This is a genomic window from Asticcacaulis biprosthecium C19 (assembly GCF_000204015.1).
Classification (GTDB): domain Bacteria; phylum Pseudomonadota; class Alphaproteobacteria; order Caulobacterales; family Caulobacteraceae; genus Asticcacaulis; species Asticcacaulis biprosthecius.
The window spans coordinates 524,984-536,719 of the sequence record NZ_GL883077.1 but is presented as its reverse complement, the minus strand read 5'-3'; the positions used below and the strand labels follow the sequence as shown (position 1 = coordinate 536,719).

Sequence of the window (11,736 nt, the reverse complement as noted above, 5' to 3'; positions counted from 1 at the left end):
TTTTTCTTGTTCCTAAGGCGAGGGGTCGCGGACCCCTCGACCCCGATACTCGACAACGCTGACTTCGGGGCTTGCCTGCGCCTCCCCGCCGGCGCTACACCTCGGGCATGAAACTCGGCATCCCCCACATCGTCGCCGGCATCGGCGGCCTGGCCACCTTTTACGCCATCGTCCAGGATCTGACGACGGCCGCGACACCCGAACTGGCACGCAGCCTGGTCATCGGCGCCCTCGCCAGCGCCGTCGTCGCCATTGCCTGCGCCGCCTGGCTTTGGTTTCGCAACAAAGGCGGCCTGCGCTGGGTCGGCCTGGCTTTTGGCGGTATGTCCATCTTCGTCCTGGCTGACTCGACCATCCGGCTGATCGCTCTGATGTCACTGACATAAACTGACGCCCTACCGACTACGGAGGAAACCATGATCAAGCTCTATACCCATCCGCTGTCCGGCAATGCCCATCGCGCCGAACTGACCCTGCGCGCGCTGAACGTGCCGCACGACCTCATCGTTGTGGACCTGGCCAATAAGGCGCAGAAACAACCGGAATTCCTGGCGCTCAACCCCTTCGGTCAGGTCCCGGTGCTTGACGATAACGGCACGGTCATCTGGGATTCCGTCGCTATCATGACCTATCTTGGCCTGACCTATGGCGACGGCACGCTGCTGCCGCGCGATCCGGCCCTGTTCGCCCAGGTCACCGCCTGGCTGGCCAAGACCGCCGGCCCCATCGCCTACGGCCTGGGTGCCGCCCGTCGCGCCAATATCTTCCGCACCGGTCAGGACCTCGAGCCGCTCATACGTACCGGCCGCGAATTCCTCGATACGATCGAGAGCTTGCTGTCCACCCGAGAATGGCTGGTCGGCGACCACCTGACTCTGGCCGATATCGGCTGCTGTTCGTATGTCGCCTCAGCCCCCGAAGGTAATGTCGACCTGGCGCCCTACCCGCATGTCCAGGCCTGGCTGAGCCGTATCGAAGCCCAATCGTGGTTTACCCCGCTGGCCCCTGTCCCGGTCGGCCTTCGCGCGGCCTCAACCTAAGCGCTTCTTCAAGAACGCCAGCACGCGCTTCTCATCGACGCCCAACTCGCCCGGCACCGCCGTCTCGATATCGCTCGTCAAGCGCAGCGCCAGGGTGCCTTCCAAATAGGCGTCGATGACCTTGGGGTGGATATAGCATTTGCGGCAGACCGACGGCGTATTGCCCAGCCGGGCCGCAACCCGCTCTACCGCCTCTTTGACGTAGCGTTTAGCGCGTGTCTCCGGTGCGCCCAGCTCCATACCGTGCAAGGCGATCGCCGCCAGGACCGTACCCGTCCAGGTGCGAAAATCCTTGGCGGTAAAGCACGAACCGGTGATTTCCTTCAGATAGGCATTGACGTCGCCAGAGGTGACATCGCGCACCACGCCGTTATCGTCGACATATTTGAACAGCTCCAGGCCTTCGACATCGGCACAGGCTTTGATGACGTGGGCAATGCGCCGATCGGTCAGCTTCAGGTTCCATTGCTTGCCGGACTTACCCTTGAAACGAAAACGAATCTGACTGCACTTCACCTCGACATGGTCGTCGCGCAGGGTGGTCAAACCATAGGAGTCATTCTGTTTGGCATAGTCGTCATTACCGACGCGGATCATGGTCCGCTCCAGCAAGGCTACGACCGTGGCCAGCACCTTTTCGCGACTCAAACCGCGCTGGGCCATATGCTCGGCCACGGTGGCCCGAAGTTTCGGCAAGGCGGCGGCAAAATTCAGGATATGCGAAAACTTGGTGCCGTCGCGCAAACACCGCCAGTCGGGGTGATAGCGATACTGCTTGCGACCGCGAGCATCGATGCCAGTCGCCTGCAAATGGCCGGACGGATCGGCGCAGATCCAGACATCGCGATAGGCCGGCGGAATGGCCAGCTTGCGGATGCGGGCGATCTCGACATCATCGGTGATCCGCGCACCATCCGGCATAAAGAAATGGAAATGTTTGCCGCGCTTCTTGCGGCGGATTCCCGGTTCAAGGCCTGTGACATAGCGCAGGCCGAAATCTTCAGCCTGAGTCGCGGGATGAACGGTTTCACCACTCTCATACATGCTGCGACCTTAAGGCCGCAGTTTCGGCAAAAACGATGAGGAAGAATCCACGCCGGGATAAAGTTGTGATAGAGGGGCGCGCGTATGAACGATAAAACTATAAGCAAATTCCTCAGCCTCGTGCTGCGTCACCAACCCGAAACAATAGGCCTTACCCTCGACGCCCATGGCTGGACCAGCGTCGACGACCTGCTGAAACGCATGGCGGCCCACGGTAAATTCCTCACCCGCGAAAAGCTGGAACGCGTCGTCGCCGAGAACGACAAGAAGCGCTACACCCTGTCCGAAGACGGGCTGCGCATTCGCGCCGCCCAGGGCCATTCGGTCAAGGTCGACCTGGCTCTACTGCCGGCGCTGCCGCCCGACATCCTTTATCACGGCACAGCAACACGCTTCGTCGAGTCTATCATGACCGAAGGCCTGAAACCGCAATCGCGCCAGCAGGTCCACCTGTCACTCGACTACGCGACAGCCTCCAAGGTCGGTCAGCGCCACGGCAAGCCCTATATCTTCCGGGTCGAGGCCGGACGGATGCAGGCCGACGGCCATTTGTTCTTCCGCGCCGACAACGGCGTATGGCTGACCGACGCCGTGCCCCCGCAGTATCTGATTGCGCCGGACAGCGCCGCCTGACATAAACCGGCGCAAAACGGAGGACCGAATGCGCCAGTTGTGGGACAAGGAAGAGATCGCGGAACTGTTCGACCTGCCCTTTATGGATCTGGTCCTGCGCGCCGCCGAGGTCCATCGCTACCATTTCCCCGCCAACGAAGTTCAGCTGTCGCAACTGCTGTCGGTCAAGACCGGCGGCTGTGCCGAGAACTGCGGCTACTGCTCGCAATCGGCCCATTTCGATACCGGCCTGAAGGCGTCGCGGCTGATGGCCGTCGATACCGTCCTGGCCGAGGCCCAAAAGGCCAAGGACAGCGGCGCCCAGCGCTTCTGCATGGGCGCGGCCTGGCGCGATCTTAAGGACCGTGACGTTCCCGCCCTGGCCGCCATGATCGGCGGGGTCAAGGCCATGGGGCTGGAAACCTGCGCCACCTTGGGCATGCTGCGACCGGACCAGGCGGTGGCTTTGAAAGACGCCGGGCTCGACTACTACAACCACAACCTCGACACTTCGCCGGAATATTACGACCAGGTCGTGACCACCCGTACCTATCAGGAACGCCTCGACACCCTTCAGGCCGTGTCGGATGCCGGCATGAAGACCTGCTGCGGCGGCATTATGGGCATGGGCGAAAGCCGCGCCGACCGGGTGTCCTTCCTGCATCAATTGGCGGAGTTGCCGGTCCCCCCGGATTCCATCCCGATCAACAACCTGGTCGCCATTGCGGGCACGCCGCTGGGCGACAAGGTGGGGCGCGAGGGTGGCATTTCGGGCATCGAATTCGTCCGCACCATCGCCGCGGCGCGGATCGTCTGCCCGCGTTCCATGGTCCGGTTGTCGGCGGGCCGCAGCGAGATGAGCGAGGAGCTTCAGGCCCTGTGTTTCCTGGCCGGCGCCAACTCGATCTTTGTCGGCGACACCCTGCTGACCACGCCCAACCCGCAACCCGGCACCGACGCCCATATGATGCGCGAACTGGGTCTGCGGCCGATGACGATGTGATGGAGATCGTCACTGTCTCCATCACATGCGCCAGTGGCGACCAAGCGCAAAGAATCGCCCAGCACCTGGTCGAAAATCGCCTGGCGGCCTGCGCACAAACCCATCCCATCCACAGCACCTATGTCTGGCAGGGTGCGATGGAATTTTCGGCCGAAGTCATGTTGACCGCCAAGACCGTGACCGCAAAACTGCCGCAGATCGAAGCGGCCGTCGTCGCCCTGCACAGCTATGAAGTGCCGGAAATTCTGGCGCAATCCGTCGCCTGGTGCAGCGAATCCTACACGGCGTGGCTGCACGAGACGCTCAAGGGTTAAAAAAAGCTGGACGAGTCCCGATATGGGATCGTACCAAGTCACATAAGCCTCATGCCCAAAAGTGGTCTGCCACTTTTTGGATTAACATGAGGCGTCTACCCCAGTTCAACTGAGTCATTGTCATGGTCGATATTTCCGGCGTCTGTCCCGAACCGTTTTCGCGCGTCAAGGACGCCTTTGCCGCGCTGTTCGAATCCGGTCAGGAACGCGGCGCCCGCTTCACCGCGGTGATCGCCGGCCAGACCGTGGTGGACCTGTATGCCGGCTCGGCCGACCGCGATGGTGCGCAACCCTTCAATGCCAATACCCTGACCCCGATCTTCTCGACCGGCAAGGCGGTGATGGCGCTGATGATCGCGCGCCTGGTCGACAAGGGCAAGCTCGACTACGACGCAGCGGTTTCCCATTACTGGCCCGAGTTCGGCCAGGCCGGCAAGTCGCGCATCACCGTCGGCCAGTTGATGTCGCATCAGCACGGCCTGCCCGGTTTCAGCCCGGCCCAACCCGATCCGGCCATCTGGTTCGATCCTCAGGCGACCATCGATGCCCTGTGCAAGCAAACCCCGATGTGGACCCCCGGCACGGCGTCCGGTTACACACCGATTGCCGGCGGATACCTGATCGGCGAACTGTTCCGACGCATCGACGGCCGCACCCTGGGCTCGGCCCTGCGCGAAGATATCGCGACACGGTTCGGCCTGGACCTGTTTATCGGTACCCCCGACAGCGAAGTCCCACGCATTGCGGCGCTGCAGAAGCCGCCGGCGGCGCCCGATCTCGGCACCATCGACAAGATCAAGCAGGCGGCCTTCCTCGACCGCGGTTCAGCGCCCGCCGGCCGTGGCTCCGACGTCTGGCGCCGCGCCGAGATTCCTTCGGCCAATATGCACGCCTCGGCCCTGGGCCTGGCGAAGCTGCTGAACGCTGTGGCCAATGGCGGCCTGTTAGATGGCAAGGCGATCATCTCGCCCAAAGGTATCGAACTGGCGACGCGCGAACGTATCATCGGCCAGGACAAGGTCTTGCCGTTCAAGCTAAGCTGGGGCGCGGGCTTTTTGCGCAACAAGGGCATCGGCATCTACGGGCCGAACGCGAACGCCGTGGGCCATTCGGGCTGGGGCGGGTCATGTGTGATGGCCGATCCGGAGCGCACGCTGTCAGCGGCCTATGTCATGAACAAGCAGTCGGTGCACCTGATCGGCGACCCGCGTCCGGTCAAGCTGATCGATACCCTGTACAGTTGTCTCTGAGCGGATCGCTGCGCGGTGTCGTCAGAAGAAAAGTGGGTCCACAGATTTCACAGATTAAGAGGGATTAAGGTCTCTGGATCGGAATCTCCCCCGCGAAGCGCTCAAAAGAGTATGCGAACGACCTCTCGGTGGTTTGATGCGCTTCGTGCGAGACGTGCCCACACCGGAATCTTTAATCCCTCTTAATCTGTGAAATCTGTGGACCCACTTTACATATGGTGCCGCTTCGCGGGAGGTTCAGATCTTCACCGCCCGCAACCTCTGCCAGGCGCCGAACGCAAACACCATCGCCCCGCCCCAAATGAAGGCGAACGACACGCCGCGCAGGAACGTAAACGTCTCCCCCTGAGATAGCCCGATGCAAAAGGCGATCGTCGGCGCGATGAACTGGATAAAGCCCATGGTCGACAACGGCAACCGCCGCGCCACGAAGCTGAACAGCGCCAAAGGCAAGACCGTGATCGGCCCGGTAAAGGCAAACCAGAAGGCGTTCCACGGCGAATCAAAGAAATGCCCCTGGCCCGACGCTTCGAACCAGACGAGATAGGCAATTCCCACCGGAAACAGGTAAAGGCATTCTACCAGCAAACCCGGCAAGGCATTGACCCTCACCTGTTTGCGGATGATCCCGTAGGTGGCGAAACTCACCGCCAGGATCAGGGCGATCCACGGGATGTGACCGATGGCGACCGCCTGGATCAGCACACCTACCACCGCGGCACCAATGGCCGTCTTGCCGTATCCGTCCAGCCGCTCCTGGAACAGGATCGCCCCGGCCGCCATATTGATTAGCGGATTGAGATAATAGCCCAACGACGACTCGATCGTGTGGCCGTTGGTCACCGCCCACACAAAGACGCCCCAGTTTATCGCCACCGTCAGCGACGAAATGAACAGGATCCCCAGCAGCTTCGGCTGCTTCACGATCGCCCATACTTCGGGAAACTGGCGCGTGAAAAATACCAGCCCGACCGCCCACACCACCGCCCACACTGAACGGTGACCGATAATCTCCATCGCGCCGCCGCCAAACGCAGCAATCGGCACATAGGCCAGAGGCGCGAAACCCCAGACGGCATAACACAGAACGGCCAGCACAATCGGAGACGCAAAATAGGGGGATTTTTCAGGTAACATGGCAAGAGCCCACAAAAAAGAAAACCGGCGGAGGGTGACCTCCGCCGGCTCGAAATCTCACAGATGAGATAATCCTAAGCGCTGACAGGGGTGAGGACACCGCGTTCGTCGAGAAGCTGCGCGATTTGCACGGCGTTGAGCGCCGCGCCCTTGCGCAGGTTGTCCGACACGCACCACAGATTAATACCGTGCGGCACCGTCGGGTCGTTGCGAATTCGCGATACGAAGGTGTCGAACTCACCGACGCACTCGATCGGCGTGACATAGCCGCCTGGCTCGCGCTTATCGACCACGGCGACGCCCGGCGCATCACGCAGGATTTCACGTGCCTGGTCTTCGTCCATCGGATCTTCGAATTCGATATTGACCGATTCCGAGTGGCCGACGAACACCGGCACGCGCACGCAGGTCGCCACCAGGTCGATGGTCGGATCGATGATCTTATGCGTCTCCGCCGTCATCTTCCATTCTTCCTTGGTGTAGCCGTCTTCCATGAAGACGTCGATCTGCGGAATGAGATTAAAGGCGATCTGCTTGACGAACTTCTTCGGCGACTTGTCGCCCATGCCATAGAGCGCCTTGGTTTGGTTCCACAGCTCGTCCATACCTTCCTTGCCGGCGCCCGAAGTCGACTGATAGGTCGAGACCACCACGCGCTTGATGCGCGAGACGTCGTGCAGCGGCTTCAACACCAGCACCAGCTGGGCGGTCGAGCAGTTCGGATTGGCGATGATGTTCTTCTTGCGCGCCAGCCAGATGGCGTCCGGGTTCACTTCCGGCACGATCAGCGGCACGTCGGGGTCCATGCGCCAGACGGAGGAGTTGTCGATGACGATGGGGCCCAGGGCGCCGATCTTGGGCGACCATTCTTTGGAGACCGCGCCGCCGGCGCTCATCAGGACGATGTCGACCTTGGTAAAGTCGAAGGTTTCCAGGTCCACGCACTTCAGGGTTTTGTTGCCAAAGCCGATTTCCAGGCCCAGGGATTTACGCGACGCGACCGCGTAGATTTCCTTGATGGGGAAATTGACCTCTTCGAGGATCGCGAGCATTTCACGACCCACGGCGCCGGTAGCGCCGACGACGGCGACCCGATAACCCATTATGCTAAACTCCCGACTGTGGATAAGGCGCGCAAAGCGCACGGCGGCACATGAACCTTTTGGCTCGCCTTGACAAGACCCAACAGGAGAGACACGCCGGATTTGGCGCGATTTCTACGAAAGCACAGGCCGAAAATGCGTCGGCTCGCCTTCAAGGCTGAGTCGAAAATGGCTGACTTCGAGACCCGGAGCGGAGTGTACCGTGCTCAAAGAGCGAAGCGTTAGCACAACTAACCTTCCTACGTGAGCACCGGAAGCGCAGAAGGCGGCCATTTGCAGGCCAGCCCGGCGCGTTTTCCGTCAGCGCATGGCCCGGAGCATTTGACCTAGTCCATCATGATGACGGGTTTTGAGCACCGTGTCGATGGCGCCGATCAGCGCTTCCGAGGTAAAGGGCTTGGTCAGGTGGCCGTCGCCACCGGCTTCAAAGCCCTGGTCGACAAAGCTCTCACCCTCATGCCCCGTGAGGAACAGGATCGGCGTATAGTCGAGATGGAAACCGTCTTCCATCTGACGGATCTCACGCGCCGCACGCAAACCGGACATCACGGGCATTTCCATGTCCATAACCACGGCATCATATTCATTGACCTGATACGCCTCGACCGCTTCCTGGCCGTTTTGCGCGAAATCCACGTCGATGCCGGTCGAAGCCAGCATCAGATCGATCATCTTGCGCAGGGTCGAGTTGTCTTCAACGCACAAAAGTCTCACTTTGTTATTCCTCACTGTTACGCGGCGCAGTACTTTGTCCCTTAGATTCGCGCCGTCGCAATTATGTTATATAAGGGTAGCCTTAGCCAAGTCTGAACAACCACATTGCTTTTTTATTTTCCAAATTGCGGAAAATGAAGCCTAAGCGTTGAAATCGTTGCATATTCCGTGCCGCGCAAAGGGTTAACGCAAGCTTGATCACGAAAAATTGCGAATTGCTACACATTGTATCGGCATGAAAACGGCGAAACTATGCAGCTTCAGGTCATTATAATCGGCGGCGGGCCGGCAGGCGTTTCGTGTGCCATCTGGCTCAAAAAGCTGGGGGTGCGTGCTGTGTTGCTCGAAGCCGCGCCGCGTCTGGGCGGGCTGCAAACCTGGTCGCCCTATGAGAACCTGTGGATCCCCGGCGTCCAGGGCAAGACCGGCCAGCAGGTGGCGCAGCATCTGTCCGACCACGCCGCCGCCGTCGGCGCCGAGGTCCGCACCACCTGTCCCGCCCTGGGTGTCTGGGGTGACTATACGGTGGGCATTCCGGCCGGCAGCCTAACCGCGCCCTATCTGGTCATCGCCACCGGCACCAAACCACGCGCCGGCGGCTTCACCGCCTCGGCCCGGGTGGCGATCGGACCGGGGACGCCGATGGAATCCCTTGCCGTGAAGGGCAACCGTATCGCCATCCTGGGCGGCGGCGACAATGCCTTCGACCAGGCGCGGTTTGTGGCCGAACGCGGCGGCGTGCCGGTGATCTTTTCGCGGACCCAGCCCCGTGCGCAGAAGCTTCTCCAGGAGATGATCCGCGACGTGAAGGTCGTGACCGGCGACTATGTCGCCGACCAGAAGGCCCTGACGGTGAATGGCGAGGCTTTCGATGCCTTCGGCGTCCTCTTCGGCTTCGAAGCGGTGCTACCGCCGGGCCTGGCGCCGGAGCTGGACAACGGCTATGTCGCCGTCAACCGCCTGGGTGAAACCAACCTTCCCAAGGTCTATGCCTGCGGTGAGATCACCGACTTCTGGCACCCATGCGTGACTACGGCGTCAGCCCATGGCGTCCAGGTCGCCAAGCAAATTTCAAAAAAGCTGGCGGGGTGAGGGTATGAAAACGGCGGTCTTTGCCTATCTTCAATCTCTGTCGCAACTTGAAGCCTTTGACTCCGTCGAAGGCGCTGTGGCCGGTTGTGAAGGCATAACAGTGGCGGAAGGTGACTATCTGTTCTTTGACGCTACCGGCCAGCCGCTGGATGCCGTATTTTCAACGCCCGTCTCCTTCAGTCGGGACGGACTCACCTATAATAACGGCGTTTACAGCCTGAAGAACGGATCCGGAAAGACCTTGCAGGAGGTTCTCTTCGAACTTTGTCGTCGAAAGGGCTGGGTCAACATTTTGACAACCGAAGAGATGAACCACCTCTACGGGATAGACTAAGCCTGTCCCCCAAATCCCACAGGCCGGGCCAAAATCCGACGCATCCGCAGCATTTTTAACGTCATCTTGAGCCCGGCTTGCTATAACCTGTCTGGAAAACGGTGGGGCACGGGCCTGCACAGCCCGGCACAAAGGCAGTAACCGAACGTATCATGGGTATTCGCAGTGAGTACAAACGCCTGCTGAAAACAGGCGAACTGAAGGCTGATCCGGCGCAGAAGGCGGCGATCGAGGCCCTGTTCAAGCTGGAGCGGCGCATCCGCCACAGCCGGTCGTGGCTGCGTGCCCTGCTGGGAATCCGGCCCAAATGTTACGGCATGTACCTGTGGGGACCTCCGGGCCGCGGCAAGTCGATGATGATGGACATCTTCTACCATAATGCCCACATCAAGGCGAAACACCGGGTCCACTTCCACGCCTTCATGTCGGAAGTCCACCACCTGATCCGCAAGTGGCGCGAAAGCGACGCCGCCACGCGCAAACGGATCTTCGGCACGCATAAGGGCGATGACCCGATCGCCCCCACCGCCAAACTGATCGCCAAACGCTCGCAGCTTCTGTGCTTCGACGAACTTCAGGTAACCGACATCGCCGACGCCATGATCCTGGGCCGGCTGTTCGAAGCCCTGTTTGCCAACAAGGTCATCCTGGTGACCACCTCCAACCGGCCGCCGCAGGACCTGTATAAGAACGGGCTCAACCGCGACCTGTTCGTGCCCTTTATCGACATGATCAAGGACCGGCTCCAGGTCGTCGAAGTCGCCGGACCGCGCGATTTCCGCCTGGACCGCCTGCGCGGGGCCAAGACCTACTTTTTCCCGTCGACCGATCCGCAAAGCCGCGCCGGGTTCGAGACGCTATGGGCCGACATGACGCGGCTCAACACCGAGATGGAATGCGTCCTGACGGTCAATGAGCGCAAGCTGACGTTCAAACGCGCCGCCGGACCGCTGCTGCGCGCCACCTTTGCCGAACTGTGCGCCGCCAATAACGGCGCGGCCGACTATCTGGCCATCGCCGAGCGCTTCACCACGGTGTTCATCGAAGACGTGCCGATCATGTCGCCGGCCAACCGCAACGAGGCCCGCCGCTTCGTCAGCCTGATCGACGCCCTGTACGAAGACTCGACCAAGACCGTGCTGCTGGCCGCGGCCGAACCGTCGCAACTGTATCCGTCGGGCGACGGCGCCTTCGAGTTCGAACGCACCGTGTCGCGCCTGGAAGAAATGCGCTCGGAAGACTATTTGGCCCGGGCCAGTTCCCACGCTGGTTGACAGGCGTCATAGTTCACGATGCGTCCTCCAGGATTTTTTTCGCCTGGTCGAGATGCAAGCGCTCAACCATCTCGCCATTGACGGCCAGCAAGCCGGCATCGCTACCTTCGAACGCCGCCACCACCGATTTCGCCCAGGCAACCTCATCCGCCGACGGCCCGAAAGCCAGTTCGCACGGTGCGATCTGATCCGGATGGATCAGGGTCTTGCCGTCGAATCCCAGGCTGCGGCCCTGCGCACATTCGGCGGCGAAACCTTCCGTGTCGCGAAACTGATTGTAGACCCCGTCCAGCACGACCTTGCCGTTGGCGCGGCCGAACAGCACGATCTGCGACAGGACGAACAAAATGTCCTGCCGTCCGGCCATCGGGCGGGTCCGAAGGTCCTTGCGCAGGTCATTGGGCCCGGCGATCAAGCCTTTCAGCGGCAATCCCGCGATTTCCCACAGATTGGCTGCGCCCTCGGCGGTTTCGATCATCGCCCAGAGCGGAATTTTCGGCCAGGCCATCATGACGCCCCGGATGTCCTCGGTGCCATTGACCTTCGGGACCACGATACCGTCGAAGGCCGCGTCTTTCAGAACGCGATGGATGGCATTGAGATACTGCGGATGGATACGGACCAGGACGGTCGTCGCGGTGAAAGTCTCTTTCAGGATCTCCGCCAGGGCAGTCAGAGCACCATCACGCGCCTGATCGCCGACGGCGTCTTCCAGGTCGAAGATCAGGGCGTCGCAACGCAAACCCGGCGCCTTGGCCATGGCGCGCGGATTGCCACAAGGAATAAACAGAACGGAACGAAACCGCATGGGGGAGAGCC

General features: G+C 61.0%; 14 protein-coding genes. 9 read left to right on the top strand and 5 right to left on the bottom strand.

Translation table 11 applies throughout. The features are described 5' to 3' along the window. Positions 1–71 precede the first annotated feature (71 nt). A complete protein-coding gene (locus ABI_RS02830; RefSeq protein WP_157138678.1) occupies positions 72–386 on the top strand; it encodes a hypothetical protein in 315 nt (104 codons plus the stop codon). Positions 387–416: 30 nt separating this feature from the next. After that, entirely contained in the window at positions 417–1,040 is a 624-nt protein-coding gene (locus tag ABI_RS02825; protein WP_006271310.1) for a glutathione S-transferase family protein, read from the top strand. Here the strand turns inward: ABI_RS02825 and ABI_RS02820 are convergent. Beyond that, entirely contained in the window at positions 1,032–2,084 is a 1,053-nt protein-coding gene (locus ABI_RS02820; RefSeq protein ID WP_006271309.1) for a DNA topoisomerase IB, read from the bottom strand. The genes ABI_RS02825 and ABI_RS02820 overlap by 9 nt on opposite strands. Positions 2,085–2,168: 84 nt before the next feature. Here ABI_RS02820 and ABI_RS02815 point away from each other — a divergent pair, with 84 nt between their 5' ends. The 4 genes from ABI_RS02815 to ABI_RS02800 all read left to right on the top strand — a co-directional run bounded on the left by ABI_RS02815 (position 2,169) and on the right by ABI_RS02800 (position 5,263). Next, positions 2,169–2,717, top strand: a complete 549-nt coding sequence (locus ABI_RS02815; RefSeq protein ID WP_006271308.1) for an RNA 2'-phosphotransferase — start codon at positions 2,169–2,171, stop codon at positions 2,715–2,717. 28 nt (positions 2,718–2,745) lie between these two features. Next, the gene (gene bioB, locus ABI_RS02810) at positions 2,746–3,699 is read left to right on the top strand and encodes a biotin synthase BioB (protein ID WP_006271307.1); all 954 of its coding nucleotides are present in this window, start codon (positions 2,746–2,748) and stop codon (positions 3,697–3,699) included. Continuing rightward, positions 3,699–4,013, top strand: coding sequence for a divalent-cation tolerance protein CutA (cutA, locus tag ABI_RS02805; RefSeq protein ID WP_040308519.1), 315 nt, complete (start codon positions 3,699–3,701; stop codon positions 4,011–4,013). Before bioB ends, cutA begins: the two co-directional genes overlap by 1 nt. Before the next feature lie 122 nt (positions 4,014–4,135). Next, positions 4,136–5,263, top strand: a complete 1,128-nt coding sequence (locus tag ABI_RS02800; RefSeq protein ID WP_006271305.1) for a serine hydrolase domain-containing protein — start codon at positions 4,136–4,138, stop codon at positions 5,261–5,263. Between the two features lie 237 nt (positions 5,264–5,500). Here ABI_RS02800 and rarD read toward each other — a convergent pair whose 3' ends face one another. The 3 genes from rarD to ABI_RS02785 form a co-directional block, all read right to left on the bottom strand. Beyond that, positions 5,501–6,400, bottom strand: coding sequence for an EamA family transporter RarD (gene rarD, locus ABI_RS02795; RefSeq protein ID WP_006271304.1), 900 nt, complete (start codon positions 6,398–6,400; stop codon positions 5,501–5,503). A 74-nt stretch (positions 6,401–6,474) separates the two neighbouring features. Then, entirely contained in the window at positions 6,475–7,503 is a 1,029-nt protein-coding gene (locus ABI_RS02790; protein ID WP_006271303.1) for an aspartate-semialdehyde dehydrogenase, read from the bottom strand. Positions 7,504–7,803: 300 nt separating this feature from the next. Next, positions 7,804–8,217 (bottom strand): response regulator, encoded by a 414-nt coding sequence (locus ABI_RS02785; protein WP_006271302.1) that lies wholly within the window; start codon positions 8,215–8,217, stop codon positions 7,804–7,806. 252 nt (positions 8,218–8,469) lie between these two features. Between ABI_RS02785 and ABI_RS02780 the strand changes: the two genes are divergently transcribed. From ABI_RS02780 to zapE, 3 genes are all read left to right on the top strand, one after another. After that, positions 8,470–9,309 (top strand): NAD(P)/FAD-dependent oxidoreductase, encoded by an 840-nt coding sequence (locus ABI_RS02780; protein ID WP_006271301.1) that lies wholly within the window; start codon positions 8,470–8,472, stop codon positions 9,307–9,309. A gap of 4 nt (positions 9,310–9,313) precedes the next feature. After that, positions 9,314–9,643 carry a hypothetical protein gene (locus ABI_RS02775; RefSeq protein ID WP_006271300.1) on the top strand — a complete coding sequence of 110 codons (330 nt, stop codon included), beginning with the start codon at positions 9,314–9,316 and terminating at the stop codon, positions 9,641–9,643. 152 nt (positions 9,644–9,795) lie between these two features. Continuing rightward, a complete protein-coding gene (gene zapE, locus ABI_RS02770) occupies positions 9,796–10,917 on the top strand; it encodes a cell division protein ZapE (RefSeq protein WP_006271299.1) in 1,122 nt (373 codons plus the stop codon). A 13-nt stretch (positions 10,918–10,930) separates the two neighbouring features. Here zapE and ABI_RS02765 read toward each other — a convergent pair. Further along, positions 10,931–11,736, bottom strand: an 806-nt coding sequence (locus tag ABI_RS02765; RefSeq protein WP_309545660.1) for an HpcH/HpaI aldolase/citrate lyase family protein, incomplete at its 5' end; no start/stop codon positions are given.